The sequence below is a fragment of the Caballeronia sp. ATUFL_F1_KS4A genome (assembly GCF_023630905.1).
Taxonomy (GTDB): Bacteria; Pseudomonadota; Gammaproteobacteria; order Burkholderiales; family Burkholderiaceae; genus Caballeronia; species Caballeronia zhejiangensis.
Genome location: NZ_JALQEB010000004.1, coordinates 21,966 through 42,544, shown reverse-complemented (window position 1 = coordinate 42,544; position 20,579 = coordinate 21,966). Strand labels below are relative to the sequence as shown.

The window sequence follows — 20,579 nt, the reverse complement described above, 5'->3', positions numbered from 1 at the left end:
GATTAGTATCGGCACACTGTCCTTCCTGGCGGGTTGTCGCTCGCCTTTTGCAATGCGTCGAATCTGCCTGCCGCTACTTGTTACCGTCATGCTCGCCGCGTGTGGATCCGCGCCGCAGCAGACGGCACGCAAGCCTGCGGCCAGCACGAGCGCCAACCGCACTTATAGTCCGCCGCCTGGTTTTCCGAAGTTCGTCGATCACAGTGTCGGGCGCGAGGAAATCTCCATTCAGGCGATGTCGCTCGTCGGCGTGCCGTATCGCTGGGGCGGCAACACGCCCGATGCGGGCTTCGATTGCAGCGGGCTCGTGCGGTATGTCGTCGACCGCGCGGCGTCCGTGAATCTGCCGCGCACGACCGCCGACATGAGTTCGCGCGGCGAATCGGTCGAACCCGACGAGATCGCGCCGGGCGATCTGATCTTCTTCAACACGACCGGACGGCCGCATTCGCACGTGGGCATCTATGTCGGCAAGCTGCGCTTCGTGAATGCGCCATCGACGGGCGGCACGGTGCGCCTCGACTATCTGACGAACCCGTACTGGGCGAAACGATTCGACGGCATTCGCCGCGTCGCGCCGCCGAAGACCGCGCCTACCCCGTTCGATGCGCCGACTTACATCGCGTCGCCTGCGCCCGTGCAAGCGCCTGCTCCGTCATCCGCCGACGCTTTCGAGCCACCGCCCTCGACGCTCAACGCGGCGCAACGCCAGGCTCGCGCCGCTAGCGCTACGACGCCTGGCGTCGCGACGATCAACGCTTCATCGGATCCGATTCAGGCCGCCGCCGACGCCTTCGAACCGCCGCCGCCGACATCGACCGCCGCGCGTCAGCAGGCGCGCTCCGCACAAGCCGCTGCCGATCCCTACGATTCCGCCGAGCCGCCCGTGCGCGTGATGCGCGCCTCCACCGGCTCGCTCGCCGCACCCCGCCCCGCACAGAACGACGATCCCATCGCCCGCTTCGCCACCGGCACGAACTGACGCGCGCTGCGCGTCTCTGCTATCGTGTTCCGATCATTCGTCGACGGAGCGCAACACCATGGACCTGGGACTCGCGGGCAAGGTTGTCCTGATTACGGGCGGCAGCAAGGGGATCGGATTTGCATGCGCCAGAGCGTTCGCGAGCGAAGGCGCGAAGGTCGCGATTGTTTCGCGCGACGCTGCGAATCTGGCCCGCGCCCGGGAGCAACTCGCGAGCGACGGGTATCACGTGCATCTCGCGCGCGCCGACCTGCACGAGGCCCACAGCGCCGAGGATGTCGTCGAAGAAGCGAGCACCGCGCTCGGGCCGATCGACATTCTTATCAACAGCGCCGGCGCCGCGCGCCGCTACGATCCGGACACGCTCGACGCCGCGGCCTACAGAGCGGCGATGGACGCCAAATACTTCTCCTATGTTTATCCGCAGCAGGTCGTTCTCAAGCGCATGGCGGAGCGCCTGCGTAACGATCCGAAAGCCGAGCCTGGCGCGATCGTCAACATCGTGGGAATGGGCGGCAAGATCGCGACGGACATCCACATCGCAGGCGGCGCGGCCAATGCGGCGCTGATGCTCAACACCGTCGGGCTCGCGCATCACTACGCGAAGCTCGGCATCCGCATCAACGCGATCAATCCGGGCGCGACGCTCACGGAACGCGTCGAGGAAGCGCTCGATCTGGAGGCGAAGCGGCAAGGCGTGACGCGCGATCAGGTGCTCGCCGACAGTCAGGCGAAAGTGCCGCTCGGACGCTATGCGAAGCCGGAGGAAATCGCCGACGTTGCGCTCTTTCTGGCGAGCCGCCGCGCGAGTTACGTGTCGGGCGCAATCATTCCGATGGACGGAGTGTCGTCGCCGATCATCTGACGCGCTGCGGGCCCGATGAGAGCCCGCAGGCGGAACGAATCAAAGGAAGCGGTGGCCGATCCACCAGCCGGCCGCCGCGAGCGCGGCGGACGCGGGAATGGTCAGAATCCACGCCCACACGATATTGCCCGCGACGCCCCAACGCACGGCGCTGAATTTCTGCGTCGCGCCGACGCCGACGATCGCGCCGGTGATCGTATGGGTCGTCGATACGGGAATGCCGAGGAACGACGCGACGAAGAGCGTGATCGCCCCGCCCGTCTCCGCGCAGAATCCGCCGACCGGCTTCAGCTTCGTGATCTTCTGACCCATGGTCCGCACGATGCGCCAGCCGCCGAAGAGCGTGCCGAGACCCATCGACAGGTAGCACAGGCCGATTACCCAGACGGGCGGCGCTTCGGCGGTTGCGGAGGCGTAGCCGGTCGCGATCAGCAACATCCAGATGATGCCGATGGTTTTTTGCGCATCGTTGCCACCATGGCCGAGCGAATACAGGCCAGCCGAGACGAGCTGCATGCGGCGGAAGCGCCGGTCGACCTTGGAAGGCGGCGTGCGGAAATACAGCCACGACACGAGCAGCATGAAGAACGAGCCGAGCACGAAGCCGAGCAGCGGCGAGATGAAGATGAATGCGACGGTCTTGAGCAGCCCGTCCCAGTTGAGCGACCCCCAGCCGGATTTGGCGAGCGCCGCGCCGACGAGGCCGCCGATCAGTGCGTGCGACGAACTCGATGGAATGCCGTAGATCCAGGTGACGATGTTCCAGCCTATCGCGCCGACGAGCGCGCCGAAAATGACGTAATGATCGACGATTTCGGGATCGATCGTGCCCTTTCCGACGGTTGCGGCGACCTTGAGGTGAAAGATGAAATACGCGATGACGTTGAACGCCGCGGCGAAGGCGACCGCCTGCTGCGGCTTCAATACGCCGGTCGAAACGACCGTGGCGATGGAGTTGGCGGCGTCGTGAAAGCCGTTCATGAAGTCGAACGCGAGTGCGACTATGACGAGCAAGGCGACTGCCCAGATGGCGAGTTGAATCGAATGCATCGGTTGGTGTTGTTTTTACCGGCGCTCGAAGACGGCGCGGGATTGTGTCGTCGTTGCCCGCGTTGCGTGATGCGCCGCGGGCTCGGGCGGCATGATCAGGCGTTTTCCAGCACGATGCCTTCGATGATGTTCGCGACGTCTTCGCACTTGTCGGTAATCGTCTCGAGCAGTTCGTAGATCGCCTTCAGCTTGATGAGCGTCTTGACGTCGTCTTCCTCGCGGAAGAGCTTCGACATCGCCGAGCGCAACACGCGGTCCGCGTCCGACTCGAGCCGGTCGATTTCCTCGCAGATCTTCAGGATTTCGCTCGCGCGCTTCATGTCCGCCAGCAATTCGACGGCCTGCTGCACGCGCGTGACCGTGCTCGTGCAGATATGCGCGAGCTGGCTCGCCTCCGACGTCACGAAACGCACGTCGTACAGGGAAATAGCGGTGGCCACGTCCTCCATCAGGTCGAGGATGTCGTCCATCGTCGTGATGAGCTTGTGGATTTCGTCGCGGTCGAGCGGCGTGATGAACGTCTTGTGCAACAGGTCGATGGTTTCGTGCGTGAGCTTGTCGGCGCGCTTCTCGTTCGCCTGCACGTTCTGCTTGTGAACCTCGGCTTCGTCGAGGTTGTCGATCAGCAGTTCGAGCTCGCGGCTCGCATCGACCATGCACTTCGCATGCGCGTTGAAAATCTCGAAAAATTTGCCCTCGGTGGGCATGAAACGACCGAACATGAAAATCCCGATAAATGGGTCAATCTGAGTCAGACATCAAACTGACATATTGTACCTGTGTGCACTACCCGACGCACCGCGCGCATCTGACGCGCGGCCGCTATTGCCCCGGACTTGACAGCGGTTGCGGTAACTGGCCTATTCGCCGCCGTAGAAGTTTTGTGCGCCCGCGAAGTTGTCGAACTTCGTGTATTGGCCGTGGAAGGTCAGGCGAACCGGCCCGATCGGACCGTTACGCTGCTTGCCGATGATGATTTCCGCCGTGCCCTTGTCGGGGCTGTCGGGATTGTAGACTTCGTCGCGATAGATGAAGAGGATCACGTCCGCGTCCTGTTCGATAGCGCCCGATTCGCGCAGGTCCGACATGATCGGCCGCTTATTCGGACGCTGCTCGAGACCGCGATTCAGCTGCGACAGCGCGATGACCGGCACGTCGAGTTCCTTCGCGAGGCTCTTCAGCGAACGCGATATCTCGGAGATTTCGGTCGCGCGGTTTTCGCCGCCGCCCGAGCCGGACATGAGCTGCAAGTAATCGACGATGATGAGGCCGAGCTTGCCGCACTGCCGCGACAGACGCCGCGCGCGCGAGCGCAGTTCCATCGGGTTCAGGCCGCCGGTTTCGTCGATGAAAAGTTGCGCCTCGCTCATTTTCTGGACGGCGTGCGTGAGCTTCGGCCAGTCTTCGTCGGTGAGACGCCCGGTGCGCATGCGATGCTGGTCCAGCCGGCCGACCGAGCCGAGCATACGCATGGTGAGCTGCGTGCCGGGCATTTCCATCGAGAACACGGCGACGGGCAAGCCGTATTCCACGGCCACGTATTCGCCGATATTCATCGAAAAGGCCGTCTTACCCATCGACGGGCGGCCCGCCACGATGATCAGCTCGCCGCCGTGCATGCCCGACGTCATGCGGTCGAGGTCGACGAAGCCTGTCGGCGTGCCGGTCACATCGCTTGGATTGGCTGTGTGATAGAGCGTGTCGATGCGCTCGACGACTTGCGTCAAGAGCGGTCCGATCTCCAGAAAACCCTGCGTGCCGCGCGCGCCCTCTTCGGCGATCGAGAACACGCGCGCTTCGGCTTCGTCGAGAATCTGGCGGACTTCCTTGCCTTGCGGATTGAACGCATCGGCGGAGATTTCATCGGCGACGGAAACCAGACGGCGCAGCACCGCACGATCGCGCACGATCTCCGCGTAACGGCGGATATTCGCCGCGCTCGGCGTGTTCTGCGCGAGCGCGTTCAGATACGCGAGCCCGCCCACTTCCTCGGCCTTGCCGGCCATCGTGAGCGCTTCGTAGACGGTGATGACGTCCGCCGGACGCGTCGAAGCAATCAGCTTGCCGATATGCTCATAAATGATGCGATGGTCGTAGCGATAGAAATCGCCCTGATGCATCACATCGGCGATGCGGTCCCATGCGGCGTTGTCCAGCAGCAGGCCGCCGATCACGGATTGCTCGGCTTCGATCGAGTGCGGCGGGACCTTCAGCGCGTCGAGTTGCGGGTCTTTGGACGGTGCGTTCATGGGGTGGAATTATCGATGAATTCAGCGCGTAGGAACAACGCTCAGACAAATAAAAAAGGCAGGAACCTCGACGGTTCCTGCCTTTCTTTCGTGCGTTGCGAGACGCGAGGCCTCGCCTGAAACTTACGCGTGCTCGCCGAGCACCGACACGTTGACGTCGACGAGGACGTCCGTGTGCAGCGCCACTTGAACCGGATGGTCGCCGACCATCTTGATCGGGCCTTGCGGCAGACGCACTTGCGCCTTTTCCACTTCCGCGAAGCCTTGCTTCTTCAGCGCGTCAGCGATGTCCGCATTCGTGACCGAACCGAACAGACGGCCGTCGACGCCAGCCTTCTGGGCGATCTGAACCGTGAAGCCGTTCAGCTTTTCGCCCTGAGCTTGTGCGGCTGCCAGCTTTTCAGCGGCGACCTTTTCGAGGTCCGCGCGGCGAACTTCGAATTCGGCGATGGCGTCCTTGGTCGCGCGGCGTGCCTTCTTGCCGGGGATCAGGAAGTTACGTGCGTAGCCGTCCTTGACCTTGACGATATCGCCGAGGTTGCCCAGGTTGACGACCTTTTCCAAAAGAATGATTTGCATTTTTGGCTTTCCTTAGTGCGTCGTCTGATTTAGGCCTTGTGCAGGTCGGTGTACGGCAGGAGCGCGAGGAAACGCGCGCGCTTGATTGCCGTGTCGAGCTGGCGTTGATAGTGCGCCTTCGTGCCAGTCAGACGAGCCGGCGTGATCTTGCCGTTTTCGCCGATGAAGTCCTTCAGCGTTTCCGTGTCCTTGTAGTCGATGTACTCGACACCGGCTGCCGTGAAACGGCAGAACTTCTTGCGCTTGAAGAGCGGGTTTTGTTGCTGACGACGCTTGTCGAATTTCTTACCAGTCGGGCGGGGCATGATTAGTCCTTTCCAATGTCCTGCAATTCTGTGATGTGAAACACCAAGGTTCGCGCGTTACGGCTTCTCTTCGCCAGAAAGCCCGTGAAGCGTGTTTCGACGCCCATCGGACAGCTTTCCAGTTTGCCGCTCGCTTCGCCGGCCGCGACCGCCTGCAGAGTCAGTTCGACTTTCCGGGCGATGCCCGCCTCGACGACTTCTGCCGCGTGTTGCAACGTGCAGCTTGCGATCGGGATGCCGGCGGGCGTGTACCGCACCGGTTCGCGTTCCACGACGCTCGCTGTCAGTTGCAGCCGGTTCACTTAAACCTTGGTGGCTGTGGCGAAAGATTCGCCTTAAGCCTGCGCTTCGGACGGCTGGCTGGCCGCCTTCTTGGCTTCTTCGCGCTGCACTTCCTTCATCATCGGCGACGGGCTGGTTTCAGCCTTCTTCATCTTGACGATAAGGTGACGCAGAACGGCGTCGTTGAACTTGAATGCGTGCTCCAGCTCTTCGAGCGTAGCCTGATCGCATTCGATGTTCATGCAGACGTAGTGAGCCTTCGCGAGTTTCTCGATCATGTAGGCCAGTTGACGACGGCCCCAGTCCTCGATGCGGTGGATCTGACCACCGTGCGACGTGATCGTGCTCTTGTAGCGCTCGATCATCGCGGGCACCTGCTCGCTTTGATCGGGGTGCACGATAAAGACGATTTCGTAATGACGCATATTCACTCCTTGTGCTGACTTTTGGATGAAAGCCACCCGGGCGTCGGACCGGTGCGGCAAGTGAGAAGCCAAAGATTATAGCTTTTCTTGCGCGCTCGCGCAAATGCAAATTCGAACGCCTTTTCAAGCAGTTAGCGGCCGCGCGCGTGCTCGCGCTGCGGTTCGCCGGGAAGCGTCAGCCGACGGCTCCAATATCCGGGTTGCGCGTAGATTTCCTTAAGATAATCAATAAAGTAGCGCACGCGCGCAGGCACGTAGCGCTGCTGCGGATAGACCGCGAGGATGTCGTAATCGGGAAGTTCGAAGTCGTCGAGCACGGTTTCGAGTTCGCCCGATTCCAGTTGCCGCTGGATTTCCCACGTCGAGCGCCAGCCGAGCCCGAGCCCTTCCGAAGCCCAGCGATGCAGCAATTCGCCGTCGTTGCAGTCGAGGTTGCCGGTCACGCGCACGGTCACGACCTTGCCATTGCGGCGGAAATACCAGCCGCGGTTCTGCCCGCCCTGCAGATTGAACGCGAGGCAATTGTGATTCGGCAGGTCTTCGAGCGTTTTCGGCCGGCCGTGCTTCTTGAAGTACGCGGGCGTGCCGCAGACGACGCGCCGGTTGCTCGCGAGCTTGACCGCGACGAAATTCGGATCGACCGCGCCGCCGATGCGAATCGACAGGTCATAGCCCTCGCGCACCAGATCGACGACGCGATCGGTCAGATTGAACGACATCTGCAATTCCGGTTTGTCGCGCAGGAACGGCGGCGCGTGCGGCGCGACGTGCATGCGCCCGAAGGCCGCCGGCGCCGACACGATCAGATGCCCGCCCACCGCGCGCCGTCCCGCCGCCAGTTCGTTCTCAGCCTGATCCCAGTCCGCGAGCAGGTTCTTGCAGCGGTCGAGGAACGCCGCGCCCTCTTCGCTCACGACAAGCCGTCGCGTCGAGCGATACATCAGCTTCACGCCGAGGCGCTTTTCGAGCGCGTCGATGCGCCGTCCCAGAATCACGGGCGACACGCCCTCTTCCAGCGCCGCCGCCGCGAGACTGCCCGCCTCGGCCACGCGCACGAACGTTTCTATCTGCTTGAAGCGGTCCATCTGCGTCTCCCGCCGATGCCTCATCACTCGGGCATTCGATACTTTTTGTTTGGAAAAAAGCGACTGACGCTGATCTTATCAAACCTTTTTCACAGACTTAAAGTGCAACGGAACCCTGCTTGAATGCAGACAGCGATTTCGGATAGAGACCCCAGGAAGGAGACAACCATGCCCAAAATGAGAGCCGTCGACGCAGCCGTCCTCGTGCTGGAAAAGGAAGGAATCGATACCGCGTTCGGTGTGCCGGGCGCGGCCATCAACCCGTTTTACTCCGCGATGAAAAAGTCGGGCGGCATCAGCCACGTGCTGGCGCGTCACGTCGAAGGCGCATCGCACATGGCCGAAGGTTATACCCGCGCGGCGCCGGGCAACATCGGCGTGTGCATCGGCACGTCGGGCCCGGCGGGCACGGACATGATCACCGGCCTCTACTCCGCCCAGGCCGATTCGATTCCGATTCTCGCGATCACCGGCCAGGCGCCGCGCGCGCGTTTGTACAAGGAAGATTTCCAGGCCGTCGATATCGAATCGATCGCCAAGCCCGTCACGAAGTGGGCTGTCACCGTGCGCGAGCCGGCGCTCGTGCCGCGCGTGTTCCAGCAGGCTTTCCATCTGATGCGCTCGGGCCGTCCGGGTCCGGTGCTCGTCGATTTGCCGATCGACGTGCAGCTCGCCGAAATCGAATTCGACATCGACACGTACGAGCCGCTGCCGGTCTACAAGCCGAAAGCGACGCGCGCGCAGATCGAAAAAGCGCTGACGATGCTCAACGACGCCGAAAAGCCGTTGATCGTCTCGGGCGGCGGCGTGCTGAACGCGGCGGCGGAAGATCTGCTCGTGCAGTTCGCGGAAACGCTCGGCGTGCCGGTCATTCCGACGCTCATGTCGTGGGGCGCGATTCCCGACGATCATCCGCTGATGGCCGGCATGGTCGGCTTGCAGACGTCGCACCGCTACGGCAACGCGACGATGCTCGCCTCCGATTTCGTGCTCGGCATCGGCAATCGCTGGGCGAATCGCCACACGGGCAGCGTCGAGGTTTACACCAAGGGCCGTAAGTTCGTGCACGTGGATATCGAGCCGACGCAGATCGGCCGCGTGTTCGGACCGGATCTCGGCATCGTCTCGGATGCGAAGGCGGCGCTCGAACTGTTCGTCGAAGTGGCGAAGGAATGGAAGGCCGCGGGCAAGCTGAAGGACCGCGGCGCGTGGGTCGCGGACTGCCAGCAGCGCAAGCGCACGATGCAGCGCAAGACGCACTTCGACAATGTGCCGATGAAGCCGCAGCGCGTCTACGAAGAGATGAACCTCGCGTTCGACCGCGACACCTGCTTCGTCACGACGATCGGTCTGTCGCAGATCGCCGGCGCGCAGTTCCTGCACGTGTTCAAGGCGCGCAACTGGATCAACTGCGGCCAGGCCGGCCCGCTCGGCTGGACGATCCCGGCCGCGCTCGGCGTGCGTGCCGCGGACCCGCAACGCAAGATCGTCGCGCTCTCGGGCGACTACGATTTCCAGTTCATGATCGAAGAGCTCGCCGTCGGCGCGCAATTCAAGCTGCCGTACGTGCACGTCGTCGTGAACAACTCGTATCTCGGCCTGATCCGTCAGGCGCAGCGCGGCTTCGACATGGACTACTGCGTGCAGCTCGCGTTCGACAACATCAACGCACCTGAGCTCGAAGGCTATGGGGTCGATCACGTCGCGGTCGCCGAGGGTCTCGGCTGCAAGGCGCTGCGCGTGTTCAAGCCGGAAGACATCGCGGGCGCGCTGAAGCAGGCGCAAGCGTTGGCGGTGGAGCATCAGGTGCCGGTCGTCGTCGAGATGATTCTCGAACGCGTGACCAACATCGCGATGGGCACCGAGATCGACGCGATCAACGAGTTCGAAGAGCTCGCCGAAACGAAGGCGGATGCACCGACCGCCGTTACGCCGCTCGACTAAAGCATCGCCGCCGCGCGTTCATGCAGGAACGCGCGGCGTGCATCCACTGACCGACCATCAGGAAAGAACAATGCCGAAATTTGCCGCGAATTTGACCATGCTGTTCAACGAAGTCCCGTTTCTCGACCGCTTCGCCGCGGCCGCGAACGCGGGTTTCAAGGCGGTCGAGTTCCTGTTCCCCTATGCCTTCTCGATCAGCGACATCCAGACGCGCCTGAAGGACAACGACCTGCAGATCGTGCTGCACAACCTGCCTGCCGGCAACTGGGAAGCGGGCGAGCGCGGCATCGCGTGTCTGCCGGATCGTGTCGCGGAATTCCGCGACGGCGTGCCGCGCGCGATCGAATACGCGAAGGCGCTGAACGTGCCGCAACTGAACTGTCTCGTCGGGATTCCGACGGCGGGTGTATCGGCGGATCAGGCGCGCGCGACCATCGTCGAAAACTTGCGCTTCGCAGCGGAAGCGCTGAAGAAGGAAGGCATCCGCTTGCTCGTCGAGCCGTGCAACGCGTACGACATTCCGGGCTTCGCGCTGAATCGCTCGAAGGAAGGACTGGACGTGATCCAGGCCGTCGGCTCGGACAATCTGTTCTTGCAGTACGACATTTATCACATGCAGCGGATGGAAGGCGAACTCGCCGCGACGATCAGGAAGAACCTGCGGAAGATCGCGCATATCCAGCTCGCCGATAACCCCGGCCGCAACGAACCCGGCACGGGCGAGATCAACTACCCGTTCCTGTTCGGGCTGCTCGACGAGATCGGCTATCAAGGCTGGATCGGCTGCGAGTACAAGCCGCTCAACGGCACGGAAGCGGGCCTCGGCTGGCTGCAGAACATCGGCGGCGTGAAGCAGCACGCGACCGCTTAAACCAGACACATAGGAGGAGCTAGAAGTATGGCAACGATCGGTTTCATCGGCCTCGGCATCATGGGCGCGCACATGGCGCGCAATCTCATCAAGGGCGGCCACAAGCTCGTCGTGAACGGCAAGTTTCCGGTGCCGGACGATATCCGCGCGCAGACGCAGGTCGTCGCGGACTCGACCGAAGTCGCACAGGCGAGCGAAATCGTCATCACGATGGTGCCCGACACGCCCGATGTCGCCGCCGTGCTGTTCGCCGATGACGGCGTCGCGAAGGGTCTCACGAAGGGCAAGCTCGTGATCGACATGAGCTCGATCGCCCCGCTTGAAACGCAGGAGTTCGCGAAGAAGATCAACGCGCTCGGCTGCGACTATCTCGACGCGCCGGTGTCCGGCGGCGAAGTCGGCGCACGCGAAGCGACGCTCACGATCATGGTCGGCGGCCCGGAGAAGTCGTTCAATATCGCGAAGCCGCTGTTCGAACTAATGGGCAAGAACATTTCGCTCATTGGCGACAACGGCGCGGGTCAGACTTGCAAGGTCGCGAATCAGATCATCGTCGCGCTGAACATCGAGGCGGTCGGCGAGGCGCTGCTCTTCGCGGCACGCTCGGGCGCCGACCCGGAGCGCGTGCGTAAAGCGCTGATGGGCGGCTTCGCGTCGTCGCGCATTCTCGAAGTGCACGGCGAGCGCATGACGAAGCGCACGTTCAATCCGGGCTTCCGTATCGAACTGCATCAGAAGGACCTAAATCTTGCGCTCGACGGCGCGCGCAAGATGGGCCTCGCCCTGCCCCACACCGCGAGTGCGCAGCAGCTTTTCAGCGTATGCGCGGCGAACGGCGGCAAGGCGTGGGATCACTCGGCGCTCGTGCGTGCACTCGAAATCATGTCGAACTTCCAGGTGGCCGACGAGCCGCAGCAGGCCAAAGCCGCTGCGTGATTCGCGTCACCTGAACCGTGGGGCGTCCCGCGTATGGGCACGCGGGACAAATGCCGCTCTGGGCTGAGGGCGGCAAAGTGGGGTCCGAGAAGCGGCACCCGGCGGTGCGCCGGGTAAGCCTTGGTCGGTCAGACGGTTTGTCGTCGGGTGTCCGCGTCGGATTGTTGCAAACTGCGTCCTAACGCCGATGCATAGGCGGTGCTACAAATCCTTTTGTTGAAACTCAGAACTATCTGGTGGTCATCGCGACTAATCTGCCTAGACTTCGCGGGCCGTAACACCACCGTCAACCAAGGAGTGAACAATGGGAATCCTCAGCTTTATCAAGGAAGCAGGCGAGAAACTCTTCGGCGCAGCCACGCCGAGCGCGCAGGCGGCGCCCGCTGCGGCACCCGTGGATGTCGCCGCGCTAAATCAGAAGGCAGGCGAAGCCATCGCGACGTACATTCGTTCGCAGGGTCTCAATGCGGACAATCTCGATGTGAAATACGACGGCGCTTCGCATACGGTGACCGTTTCGGGTCAGGCGCCGGATCAGGCCACGAAGGAAAAGATTCTCGTCGCCGCGGGCAATGTGCAGCATGTCGATAAGGTCGACGATAAGCTGACCGTGCCGAGTAGCGAGCCTGAATCGCAGTATTACACCGTCGTGTCGGGGGACAATCTTTGGAAGATCGCCGAGAAGTATTACGGCAATGGGTCCAAGAACGATGTGATCTTCGAAGCGAATAAGCCGATGTTGAAGAGTCCGGATAAGATCTATCCGGGGCAAGTGTTGCGGATTCCTGCTGTTAACTGATTGTCTCTGCTCTACTCGAGAACGCGGACTTCGGTTCGCGTTTTTGCTTTCTGCTGAGGTGGATCTTGGTTTGCCTGCGCTTCTCGGCAATCCTGTGATCGTGTCGGTCTATTAGCGTTGCCCCTGTGCGGGGCGGCACTCACTTTCTTTGCTGCTGCAAAGAAAGTAAGCAAAGAAAGCAGCTCCTGATACGCCCGCGGTCACACGCAATTTGGGTAGTCCTCTCGTCCATCGTGGGCTGCCTAAAGAGTGCCCTCATAGGCCCCATCGGGCTTGGCTCGCGCACGGTCTGTCACATCGCACCACACACCAAACTGGTTCAGCACCAAATAGCTCCAGCCCGCTTCGCGGCCGACCGGTCAATCGGGAATGCGCGTGCTTCGCTACTAACGTCTTCATCTCGCCGCCTTTGCCGTACGTCGGTTTCCCTTGCATACCCGGCGGCAGCGCGTAGCGCTGTGCCGAAGCCATTTCGTGCTGAACCAGCGCCCTCGAACTTATTGGGCGGCAGACCGTGCGCGAGCCAAGCCCGATTAGGTGTTTGAGGGCACTCTTTAGGCGAGTACCGCCTGGGACGAGAGAACTACCCAAATTGCGTGTGACCGCGGGCCTGAAAAGCTGCTTTCTTTGCCTACTTTCTTTGCAGCAGCAAAGAAAGTAGGTGCCGCCCCGCACAGGGGCAACGCTAATAGACCGACACGAATACAGGATTCCACGACCGACCGCCAGACCAACCGGCAGCCCGCCGCCGCCCGCCCGCCCCACACCCCAAACACCCACCTCAATAAACATCAAAAACGCGCTGCACGTCCTGCACATTCGAAGCCACTGCAAGCATAAGCAGCACCCGCGCCTTATAAGGATTCAGCGTCCCCGCGCTGACTGTCCCGAGCGCATCATCGTTAGCGGCGCCGTTGCGCATCACATGTCCCGAACCCACGCGCGAAGCGCGCACCACGGCAACGCCCTGCTTCACCGCATCAGCGAGCGCCTGCGTGAGCACCGCATGCATCGAGCCGTTGCCCGTGCCCGCGACGACGATACCCCTCACGCCCGCAGCAACAAGCGCATCGACCGTCACACGAGACACATCCGCGTAGCTCGCGACGATCTCGACCATCGGCCATCGATCGGCGACAGCGAACTCGCTCGCGACGGTATGCGCCCGCACGACCGTGCGCTGAAACTCGACGCGTCCGTCCTGCACGAACCCGAGCACACCGGTCTCAGGCGAGCGAAACGCATCGACGGCATAAGTGCTCGTCTTGGTGACATCGCGCGCGCTGTGAATCTGATTGTTGAAAGCGACGAGCACGCCCTTGCCCGCGGCATCCTTCGACGCCGCGACCGTCACCGCATTGAGCAAATTCAACGGACCATCGGCGGAAAGCGCGGTCGATGGGCGCATCGCCGCCGTCAGCACGACGGGCTTCGCGCTCTTCACCGTGAGATGCAGCAAATACGCGGTTTCTTCGAGCGTATCGGTGCCGTGCGTGACGACGACGCCATCGATATCGTCCTGCGCAAGCAGCTCATCGATACGCCGCGCGAGTTGCGTCCACAGCGCGGCGCTCATGTCCTTGCTGTCGATGCTCGCGATCTGTTCCGCGTGGATTCGCGCAACCGAGCCGAGCGCGGGCACGGCATCGAGCAGCTTGTCGACGCCGACGACGCCCGCCTTGTAGCCCGCGGTCTTGGAGGAATCGCCGGCCTGACCGGCAATCGTGCCGCCCGTGGCAAGCACGGCGACACGAGGAAGCGAGGAAGTATTCATGCCGGCGATTGTAAAACAGCCGGCACGACTCTAAGCGGCTTCGCGAAGCTGCGCGGCGATCTGCGCTTCATCGAGTTGCGGCGCGAACATTTCGATCAGCCGATACGCATACGCGCGCAAGAACGCGCCCTTTCGCAAGCCGACACGCGTCGTGCTCGCCTCGAACAGATGCTGCGTATCGAGCGCGACGAGCTCGGTGTCGCGCTTCGCGTCATACGCCATCGCCGCGACGATGCCGATGCCCATGCCCAGTTCGACATACGTCTTGATGACGTCGGCATCGATCGCGGTCAGCACGATATCGGGCATCGCGCCCGCGCTCGCGAACGCCTGATCGACGTGCGAACGCCCGGTGAAATCGTTGTCGTACGTGACGATCGGATATTCGGCGATCTGCTCGAGCGTGATGTTCTCGCGCCCGACGAGCGGATGATCCTTCGGCACAACGACCGTGTGATGCCACGAATAGCACGCAAACGTGACGATGTCCGGATAACGGTCGAGCGCTTCGGTCGAGATGCCGATATCCGCTTCGCCGTTGATGATCATCTGCGCGATCTGCTGCGGGCTGCCCTGACGCAGCGCGAGATGCACCTTCGGAAACACCTCGGTGAACTGGCGGATGACCTTCGGCAACGCGTAACGCGCCTGCGTGTGCGTCGTCGCGACGACGAGATGGCCGTTGTCCTGATCCGCGAACTGGCGCGCGACGCGCCGTAGATTCTCGGCATCGAGCAGCATGCGCTCGATCAGCTGATGCACTTCCTTGCCCGGCTCGGTCAGTCCCGTCAGACGCTTGCCGCGGCGGATGAAGATATCGACGCCGAGTTCGTCCTCGAGATCCTTGATCTGCTTCGACACGCCCGACTGCGACGTGTAAAGGACGTTGGCGACCTCCGTCAGATTCATGTTCTGACGCACGGCCTCGCGCACGAAGCGCAACTGCTGGAAGTTCATGTCAGCCTCTTTGATTTTTATGATGTCACTGCGCGGGAAACACTCGCAACGCGCGTGGAACGGCGGTCACGCCATCGCCGATATCGAGCCTGAGCGCGCGCCACGCCTCGCGATCCAGTTCTGCCTCGATCACGCCGCCCGCGTTGCCTTCGAGCTCGACGCGCACCGAGCCGCCCAGCGTCACGACGCGCCGCACGCCCACCACGATGCCGTCGCGATGCGTGCCGTCGGCGGGATACAGCGCGAGATCATGCGGACGCACGTACGCGAGCGCCCGCCCGCTGAAATGCGCCTGAGCCGCGATCGGGCTCGCGGCGCCATCGGCGATGAAGCCGTTCGCGTTCACTTCGCCCTGCAGCCGGTTCGCGGCGCCGAGAAACTCGTAGACGAAGGACGTCTGCGGATGATCGTACACGTCTTGCGGACTGCCCACCTGCTCCACGCGGCCATGATTCATCACGACAATGCGATCCGCCACTTCGAGCGCCTCTTCCTGGTCGTGCGTGACGAAGAGCGTCGAGATATGCAGATCGTCGTGCAGCCGGCGCAGCCAGCTGCGCAGTTCCTTGCGCACTTTGGCGTCGAGCGCGCCGAACGGCTCGTCGAGCAGCAGCACTTTCGGCTCGACGGCAAGCGCCCGCGCCAGCGCAATACGCTGCCGCTGTCCGCCTGACAGTTCCGACGGAAAACGCTCCGCGAGCCAGTCGAGTTGCACGAGCTTCAGCAGCTCATGCACTTTCTCGCGAATTTTCGCTTCGCTCGGACGCTCGCGGCGCGGCTTCACGCGCAAGCCGAACGCGACGTTCTCGAACACGGTCATGTGCCGGAACAGCGCGTAATGCTGGAACACGAAGCCGACCTGACGCTCGCGCGCGCCGACCGCCGCGACGTCTTCGCCGTGCAGCACGACCTGTCCCGCATCGGCGAATTCGAGGCCCGCGATCACGCGCAAGAGCGTGGTCTTGCCGCAGCCCGAAGGCCCGAGCAGCGCGACGAGTTCGCCCGCCGGAAAGTCGAGCGACACGTTGTCGAGCGCGGTGAAATCGCCGAAGCGTTTTTGCAGATTGCGAACGATGATGCTCATGATGTTTATCGGCCTCTCAATTCTGTGCGGTGGCTTTTGCGGCGGTCAATGCTTGCGTCATGCGGCGCTCCGCGAGAAGTTTCAGCGCGAGCGTCACGAGCGCGAGCAGCGCCAGCAGCGACGCCACCGCGAACGCAGCCGAGAAGTTGTATTCGTTGTAGAGTATTTCGACGTGCAGCGGCATCGTGTCCGTCTGCCCGCGGATGTGCCCGGACACCACCGACACCGCGCCGAACTCGCCCATCGCGCGCGCGTTGCAGAGAATCACGCCGTAGAGCAGGCCCCACTTCACATTGGGCAGCGTCACGCGCCGGAAGATCTGCCATCCCGAGGCGCCGAGCACGTGCGCCGCTTCCTCTTCGTCGTTGCCTTGCGCCTGCATCAGCGGAATCAGTTCGCGCGCGACGAACGGAAACGTGACGAAGATCGTCGCGAGCACGATGCCCGGCACCGCGAAGATGATCTGCACGTCGTGCGCGGCGAGCCACGGGCCGAACCATCCTTGCGCGCCGAACATCAGCACATAGACGAGACCCGAGATGACCGGCGACACCGAGAACGGCAAGTCGATGAGCGTCGTCAGGAGCGCCTTGCCGCGAAACTCGAACTTCGCGATCGCCCACGACGCCGCCAGTCCGAAGACGACATTCAGCGGCACGGCGATCGCGGCGGTGATCAGCGTGAGCTTGATCGCGGACCACGCGTCGGGATCCTTCAGCGACTCGAAGTAATAGTCGATGCCCTTGGCGAACGCCTGCACGAACACCGCGACGAGCGGCACGACGAGAAAGAACGCGAGAAACGCGAGTGCGATACCGGTCAGGAGCCATCGCACGGCGCGCGGCTCGGTGACGGGATTGAGGCCGTGCGCGTCGCGCTGTGTCGTCGTCTGCAATGGAAGCACCTTGCTCATGCCGTTTCTCCCGCTGCCAGGGAGACGTTGACCGGCGCCGCGCCCGTCTTGCTCGTGCGGCGCTGCAGCCACCATTGCAGCGTGTTGATCAACAGAAGCATGAGGAACGACACGCACAGCATCACGACGGCGAGCGCGGTCGCGCCGGCATAGTCGTACTGTTCGAGCTTCGTGATGATGAGCAGCGACGTGATCTCTGACTTCATCGGCACGTTGCCCGCGATGAAAATCACCGAGCCGTATTCGCCCAACGCGCGCGCGAACGCGAGTGCGAAGCCCGTCAGCAGCGCCGGAAAGAGCGACGGCAGCACGACGCGCCGGAACGTGAGCCAGCGCGTCGCGCCGAGGCACGCGGCGGCTTCTTCCTGCTCGCGCTCGAAGTCTTCGAGCACGGGCTGCACGGTACGCACGACGAACGGCAGGCCGATGAACGTCAGCGCGACGAGCACGCCGAGCGGCGTGAACGCGACCTTGATGCCGAGCGGCGCGAGATATTGCCCGATCCAGCCATTGCCCGCGTAGACCGCGGCGAGCGAAATGCCGGCGACCGACGTCGGTAGCGCGAACGGCAGATCGACCATCGCATCGACGATGCGCTTGAACGGGAACGTGTAGCGCACGAGCACCCACGCGACGAGAAAACCGAACACCGCGTTGATGAGCGCGCCGCCGAGCGCCGCGCCGAACGTCAGCCGATACGATGCGAGCACGCGCGGCGACGTCACCGCGCGCACGAACTGCGCCCAGTCGAGCGTCGCCGTCTTAGCGAAGGTGGCGGCAAGCGGAATCAGCACCACGAGGCTCAGATAAGCCACCGTGATGCCGAGTGTCAGGCCGAAACCGGGTAGCGCGCTCGGTTTCCTGAATGTGAGAGTCGTCATCCTTGAATCATCCATTTTGCGCGCGGGGTGGGCGCGCGTTGCTGCTTCGGGCGCGCGGCGTCTTGAACGCGCCGCGTCGCCGGTTGACGCTTATTGCGGCTGATAGATCGAATCGAACACGCCGCCATCCGCGAAATGCGTCTTCTGCGCCTTGGTCCAGCCGCCGAAGGTGTCGTCGATGGTATAGAGCTTCAGCTTCGGAAACTGCTTCGTCAGATCGGCGGGCACCTTGTCCGAACGCGGCCGATAGAAATTGCGCGCGGCGATCTGCTGCCCTTCGTCGCTATACAGATACTTGAGATACGCTTCGGCGAGCTTGCGCGTGCCGTGTTTGTCGACGACCTTGTCGACCACCGCGACCGGCGGCTCCGCCAGAATGCTCACCGACGGCACGACGATCTCGAACTTGTCCGGACCGAATTCCTTCAGGGACAGGAACGCCTCGTTTTCCCACGCGATGAGCACGTCGCCCTGACCGCGCTGCACGAAGCTCGTCGTCGCGCCGCGCGCGCCGGAATCCAGCACGCCGGCGTTCTTGTAGAGCTTCGTCACGAACTCCTTGGCGGTCTGCTCGTTGCCGCCCGGCTTGTGCTGCGCGTACGCCCACGCCGCGAGGTAGTTCCAGCGCGCGCCGCCGGATGTCTTCGGATTCGGCGTGACGATCGACACGCCCGGCTTCGTCAGATCGTCCCAGTCCTTGATGTGCTTCGGATTGCCCTTGCGCACGAGAAACACGATCGTCGACGTGTACGGCGATGCGTTGTCCGGCAGGCGCTTCTGCCAGTCCGCGCCGACGAGTCCCTTGCCCGCGAGCGCGTCGATGTCATAAGCGAGCGCGAGCGTAACGACGTCCGCCTGCAGTCCGTCGATGACCGCGCGCGCCTGGCCGCCCGACCCGCCATGCGACTGCTTGAAGGTTACGGTCTCGCCCGTCTCCGCCTTCCACTTTTTCGCGAAAGCCTGATTGAAGTCCTGATACAGCTCGCGAGTCGGGTCGTAGGAAACGTTCAGAAACGACGTATCCGCCTGCGCCGGCGCCGTCATGATCAAACCCGCCGCGCCAAGCGTCGCCGCAGCAAGAAGCCGTCGCAATCCCGTGTTGATGCTTTGCATTCCCCGTTCTCCGTCTTATCGAATTGACGGAATCAGTCTAACGAGGCCTCTATATGATTGAAAATAATCGTTATTCACTTTTTTATACGTAAAACTGCTAAGAACGATATTCCTGGATGGAAGAAGCGCCGGCGGGCGCGATCCGACGGTGCGGAGGCTTCGTGGCCGCGAACTTAAAGTAAAGCTTGAAAAGCGCCAAATACTGTATAAAAATACAGTCACCTGTCCATTCATACAGTGCATCAGGGGCTCGAGCCAGTGACCAAAACATCAAAACTTACCGCGCGGCAGCAGCAGGTGTTCGAACTCATCCAGCGCGCGATCGACCGCACGGGCTTTCCGCCCACGCGCGCCGAGATCGCGGCGGAGCTCGGCTTCAGTTCGGCCAATTCCGCCGAGGAGCACCTCAGGGCGCTGGCCCGCAAGGGCGTCATCGAGCTGGCGGCGGGTTCGTCGCGCGGCATTCGGCTGCTCGGCGATGCATCTCGCATCGATCGGTCCGAGGAGCTGCCGCATCAGTTCACGCTGCCGCATCAGAGCATCATGCAATTGTCTCTGCCGCTCGTCGGCCGGGTCGCGGCGGGGAGTCCTATCCTCGCGCAAGAGCACATCTCGCAGCACTATGCGTGCGACCCCGCGCTCTTTTCCAGCAAGCCGGACTATCTGTTGAAGGTGCGCGGCCTCTCGATGCGCGACGCAGGCATTCTCGACGGCGATCTTCTCGCCGTGCAAAAGCGCAACGAAGCGAAAGACGGACAGATCGTCGTCGCGCGTCTTGGCGACGACGTCACGGTCAAGCGCTGGAAACGGCGCGCGGACGGCGTCGAACTCATCGCCGAAAACCCCGAGTATGAAAACATCTTCGTGCGCGCCGGCAGCGGCGATTTCGCGCTTGAAGGCATTGCCGTCGGGCTGATCCGCTCCGGCGAATTCTGATGTTGGCCCGCGAACGGGCAAGGCACGAAAGTCGAAGCACATTACTTTCGCACCGAGACACGAAATGTCTCATTGACATCGCAAGATAGCCTCACCAACCGCTTTCGACACCTGATTCAGGCGTCTCACAACACAACAAGCATGACGGCCACCGCGCGCGGTGCGCCGCGGTGCGTCCTATCGTCTGGAGAGTCATCATGGAACGTTTTGCCCGTCTGCTGCCCTTCCGTCAATTCGGCCGCCTGCGCCATCTGCGCACGCTGATCGCCTGCGGCATGCCGCGCGCCGAAGCCACGCCCGATCTCTTCAACGAAATGCCCGCGTTGCCGTCCCGTCAGCCGGCCTTCGCTCGCGTTTCCCTCAACAGCACGGTGCACGCCGAGGCCGAGCAGCGCGCGCCAGTGCGCGTGTATCGCGGGCAATCGCGCGTGATTATGGTGGGCAAGATCGACGAGGTTTCGCGCATGATCGACCGCTGCATCGCCGAGGAAAATGCCGGGCTGGCCGGCGGAATCCTCGCCTGAATGGAACGCCATCGCACGCACGACG

General features: G+C 62.7%; 22 protein-coding genes. 8 read left to right on the top strand and 14 right to left on the bottom strand.

Going from position 1 to position 20,579, the window contains the following annotated elements:
• Window positions 1–52 precede the first annotated feature (52 nt).
• Both NCS03_RS07015 and NCS03_RS07010 read left to right on the top strand, forming a co-directional pair.
• A complete protein-coding gene (locus tag NCS03_RS07015) occupies window positions 53–982 on the top strand; it encodes a C40 family peptidase (RefSeq protein WP_033536115.1) in 930 nt (309 codons plus the stop codon).
• A 58-nt stretch (window positions 983–1,040) separates the two neighbouring features.
• The gene (locus NCS03_RS07010) at window positions 1,041–1,847 is read left to right on the top strand and encodes an SDR family oxidoreductase (protein ID WP_175980104.1); all 807 of its coding nucleotides are present in this window, start codon (window positions 1,041–1,043) and stop codon (window positions 1,845–1,847) included.
• Between the two features lie 39 nt (window positions 1,848–1,886).
• On the opposite strand, the gene NCS03_RS07005 is transcribed toward NCS03_RS07010, so the two are convergent.
• The 8 genes from NCS03_RS07005 to NCS03_RS06970 form a co-directional block, all read right to left on the bottom strand.
• Window positions 1,887–2,897 (bottom strand): inorganic phosphate transporter, encoded by a 1,011-nt coding sequence (locus tag NCS03_RS07005; RefSeq protein WP_008349834.1) that lies wholly within the window; start codon window positions 2,895–2,897, stop codon window positions 1,887–1,889.
• Between the two features lie 95 nt (window positions 2,898–2,992).
• Window positions 2,993–3,619 (bottom strand): DUF47 domain-containing protein, encoded by a 627-nt coding sequence (locus tag NCS03_RS07000; RefSeq protein ID WP_008349836.1) that lies wholly within the window; start codon window positions 3,617–3,619, stop codon window positions 2,993–2,995.
• 138 nt (window positions 3,620–3,757) lie between these two features.
• Window positions 3,758–5,146, bottom strand: coding sequence for a replicative DNA helicase (locus tag NCS03_RS06995; RefSeq protein WP_008349838.1), 1,389 nt, complete (start codon window positions 5,144–5,146; stop codon window positions 3,758–3,760).
• Window positions 5,147–5,269: 123 nt separating this feature from the next.
• Complete coding sequence (gene rplI, locus NCS03_RS06990; RefSeq protein WP_175980103.1) at window positions 5,270–5,725, bottom strand: 50S ribosomal protein L9; 456 nt, start codon at window positions 5,723–5,725, stop codon at window positions 5,270–5,272.
• Window positions 5,726–5,754: 29 nt separating this feature from the next.
• Window positions 5,755–6,030 (bottom strand): 30S ribosomal protein S18, encoded by a 276-nt coding sequence (gene rpsR, locus NCS03_RS06985; protein ID WP_007000150.1) that lies wholly within the window; start codon window positions 6,028–6,030, stop codon window positions 5,755–5,757.
• 2 nt (window positions 6,031–6,032) lie between these two features.
• Window positions 6,033–6,332, bottom strand: coding sequence for a primosomal replication protein N (gene priB / locus NCS03_RS06980; RefSeq protein WP_175980102.1), 300 nt, complete (start codon window positions 6,330–6,332; stop codon window positions 6,033–6,035).
• A gap of 33 nt (window positions 6,333–6,365) precedes the next feature.
• A complete protein-coding gene (rpsF, locus tag NCS03_RS06975; RefSeq protein ID WP_008349848.1) occupies window positions 6,366–6,737 on the bottom strand; it encodes a 30S ribosomal protein S6 in 372 nt (123 codons plus the stop codon).
• A gap of 131 nt (window positions 6,738–6,868) precedes the next feature.
• Entirely contained in the window at window positions 6,869–7,822 is a 954-nt protein-coding gene (locus tag NCS03_RS06970; RefSeq protein WP_008349850.1) for a LysR family transcriptional regulator, read from the bottom strand.
• Window positions 7,823–7,990: 168 nt separating this feature from the next.
• Between NCS03_RS06970 and gcl the strand changes: the two genes are divergently transcribed.
• The 4 genes from gcl (at window position 7,991) to lysM (ending at window position 12,372) form a co-directional block, all read left to right on the top strand.
• Complete coding sequence (gcl, locus tag NCS03_RS06965; RefSeq protein ID WP_175980101.1) at window positions 7,991–9,766, top strand: glyoxylate carboligase; 1,776 nt, start codon at window positions 7,991–7,993, stop codon at window positions 9,764–9,766.
• Between the two features lie 70 nt (window positions 9,767–9,836).
• The gene (gene hyi / locus NCS03_RS06960; RefSeq protein WP_250528971.1) at window positions 9,837–10,637 is read left to right on the top strand and encodes a hydroxypyruvate isomerase; all 801 of its coding nucleotides are present in this window, start codon (window positions 9,837–9,839) and stop codon (window positions 10,635–10,637) included.
• 27 nt (window positions 10,638–10,664) lie between these two features.
• Window positions 10,665–11,573, top strand: coding sequence for a 2-hydroxy-3-oxopropionate reductase (locus NCS03_RS06955; RefSeq protein ID WP_175980099.1), 909 nt, complete (start codon window positions 10,665–10,667; stop codon window positions 11,571–11,573).
• Between the two features lie 304 nt (window positions 11,574–11,877).
• Window positions 11,878–12,372 carry a peptidoglycan-binding protein LysM gene (lysM, locus tag NCS03_RS06950; RefSeq protein WP_244808052.1) on the top strand — a complete coding sequence of 165 codons (495 nt, stop codon included), beginning with the start codon at window positions 11,878–11,880 and terminating at the stop codon, window positions 12,370–12,372.
• 781 nt (window positions 12,373–13,153) lie between these two features.
• Here the strand turns inward: lysM and NCS03_RS06945 are convergent.
• The 6 genes from NCS03_RS06945 to NCS03_RS06920 all read right to left on the bottom strand — a co-directional run bounded on the left by NCS03_RS06945 (window position 13,154) and on the right by NCS03_RS06920 (window position 19,094).
• Window positions 13,154–14,155: an asparaginase gene (locus NCS03_RS06945; protein WP_309779723.1), complete on the bottom strand. Its 1,002-nt coding sequence runs from the start codon at window positions 14,153–14,155 to the stop codon at window positions 13,154–13,156.
• A gap of 21 nt (window positions 14,156–14,176) precedes the next feature.
• The gene (locus NCS03_RS06940; RefSeq protein ID WP_008349894.1) at window positions 14,177–15,103 is read right to left on the bottom strand and encodes a CysB family HTH-type transcriptional regulator; all 927 of its coding nucleotides are present in this window, start codon (window positions 15,101–15,103) and stop codon (window positions 14,177–14,179) included.
• A 25-nt stretch (window positions 15,104–15,128) separates the two neighbouring features.
• Window positions 15,129–16,187 carry a sulfate/molybdate ABC transporter ATP-binding protein gene (locus NCS03_RS06935; protein ID WP_008349896.1) on the bottom strand — a complete coding sequence of 353 codons (1,059 nt, stop codon included), beginning with the start codon at window positions 16,185–16,187 and terminating at the stop codon, window positions 15,129–15,131.
• Window positions 16,188–16,203: 16 nt separating this feature from the next.
• A complete protein-coding gene (cysW, locus tag NCS03_RS06930) occupies window positions 16,204–17,100 on the bottom strand; it encodes a sulfate ABC transporter permease subunit CysW (RefSeq protein ID WP_250459681.1) in 897 nt (298 codons plus the stop codon).
• Window positions 17,097–17,981 (bottom strand): sulfate ABC transporter permease subunit CysT, encoded by an 885-nt coding sequence (cysT, locus tag NCS03_RS06925; RefSeq protein ID WP_008349900.1) that lies wholly within the window; start codon window positions 17,979–17,981, stop codon window positions 17,097–17,099. Before cysT ends, cysW begins: the two co-directional genes overlap by 4 nt.
• 90 nt (window positions 17,982–18,071) lie before the next feature.
• The gene (locus NCS03_RS06920; RefSeq protein ID WP_280519315.1) at window positions 18,072–19,094 is read right to left on the bottom strand and encodes a sulfate ABC transporter substrate-binding protein; all 1,023 of its coding nucleotides are present in this window, start codon (window positions 19,092–19,094) and stop codon (window positions 18,072–18,074) included.
• A 258-nt stretch (window positions 19,095–19,352) separates the two neighbouring features.
• Here NCS03_RS06920 and lexA point away from each other — a divergent pair, with 258 nt between their 5' ends.
• Window positions 19,353–20,030: a transcriptional repressor LexA gene (gene lexA / locus NCS03_RS06915; protein WP_008349903.1), complete on the top strand. Its 678-nt coding sequence runs from the start codon at window positions 19,353–19,355 to the stop codon at window positions 20,028–20,030.
• A 197-nt stretch (window positions 20,031–20,227) separates the two neighbouring features.
• Window positions 20,228–20,554: a hypothetical protein gene (locus NCS03_RS06910; protein WP_250528970.1), complete on the top strand. Its 327-nt coding sequence runs from the start codon at window positions 20,228–20,230 to the stop codon at window positions 20,552–20,554.
• Window positions 20,555–20,579: the final 25 nt, after the last annotated feature.

Coding starts and splice junctions, on each gene's coding strand:
- NCS03_RS07015 (WP_033536115.1), top strand. CDS start 53: ATGCGTCGAATCTGCCTGCCGCTACTTGTTACCGTCATGCTCGCCGCG.
- NCS03_RS06910 (WP_250528970.1), top strand. CDS start 20,228: ATGGAACGTTTTGCCCGTCTGCTGCCCTTCCGTCAATTCGGCCGCCTG.
- gcl (WP_175980101.1), top strand. CDS start 7,991: ATGCCCAAAATGAGAGCCGTCGACGCAGCCGTCCTCGTGCTGGAAAAG.
- hyi (WP_250528971.1), top strand. CDS start 9,837: ATGCCGAAATTTGCCGCGAATTTGACCATGCTGTTCAACGAAGTCCCG.
- NCS03_RS07010 (WP_175980104.1), top strand. CDS start 1,041: ATGGACCTGGGACTCGCGGGCAAGGTTGTCCTGATTACGGGCGGCAGC.
- cysW (WP_250459681.1), bottom strand. CDS start 17,100: ATGAGCAAGGTGCTTCCATTGCAGACGACGACACAGCGCGACGCGCAC.
- NCS03_RS06920 (WP_280519315.1), bottom strand. CDS start 19,094: ATGCAAAGCATCAACACGGGATTGCGACGGCTTCTTGCTGCGGCGACG.
- rpsF (WP_008349848.1), bottom strand. CDS start 6,737: ATGCGTCATTACGAAATCGTCTTTATCGTGCACCCCGATCAAAGCGAG.
- rplI (WP_175980103.1), bottom strand. CDS start 5,725: ATGCAAATCATTCTTTTGGAAAAGGTCGTCAACCTGGGCAACCTCGGC.
- rpsR (WP_007000150.1), bottom strand. CDS start 6,030: ATGCCCCGCCCGACTGGTAAGAAATTCGACAAGCGTCGTCAGCAACAA.
- NCS03_RS06940 (WP_008349894.1), bottom strand. CDS start 15,103: ATGAACTTCCAGCAGTTGCGCTTCGTGCGCGAGGCCGTGCGTCAGAAC.
- NCS03_RS06955 (WP_175980099.1), top strand. CDS start 10,665: ATGGCAACGATCGGTTTCATCGGCCTCGGCATCATGGGCGCGCACATG.
- NCS03_RS07005 (WP_008349834.1), bottom strand. CDS start 2,897: ATGCATTCGATTCAACTCGCCATCTGGGCAGTCGCCTTGCTCGTCATA.
- NCS03_RS06935 (WP_008349896.1), bottom strand. CDS start 16,187: ATGAGCATCATCGTTCGCAATCTGCAAAAACGCTTCGGCGATTTCACC.
- lysM (WP_244808052.1), top strand. CDS start 11,878: ATGGGAATCCTCAGCTTTATCAAGGAAGCAGGCGAGAAACTCTTCGGC.
- NCS03_RS06970 (WP_008349850.1), bottom strand. CDS start 7,822: ATGGACCGCTTCAAGCAGATAGAAACGTTCGTGCGCGTGGCCGAGGCG.
- NCS03_RS07000 (WP_008349836.1), bottom strand. CDS start 3,619: ATGTTCGGTCGTTTCATGCCCACCGAGGGCAAATTTTTCGAGATTTTC.
- NCS03_RS06995 (WP_008349838.1), bottom strand. CDS start 5,146: ATGAACGCACCGTCCAAAGACCCGCAACTCGACGCGCTGAAGGTCCCG.
- cysT (WP_008349900.1), bottom strand. CDS start 17,981: ATGACGACTCTCACATTCAGGAAACCGAGCGCGCTACCCGGTTTCGGC.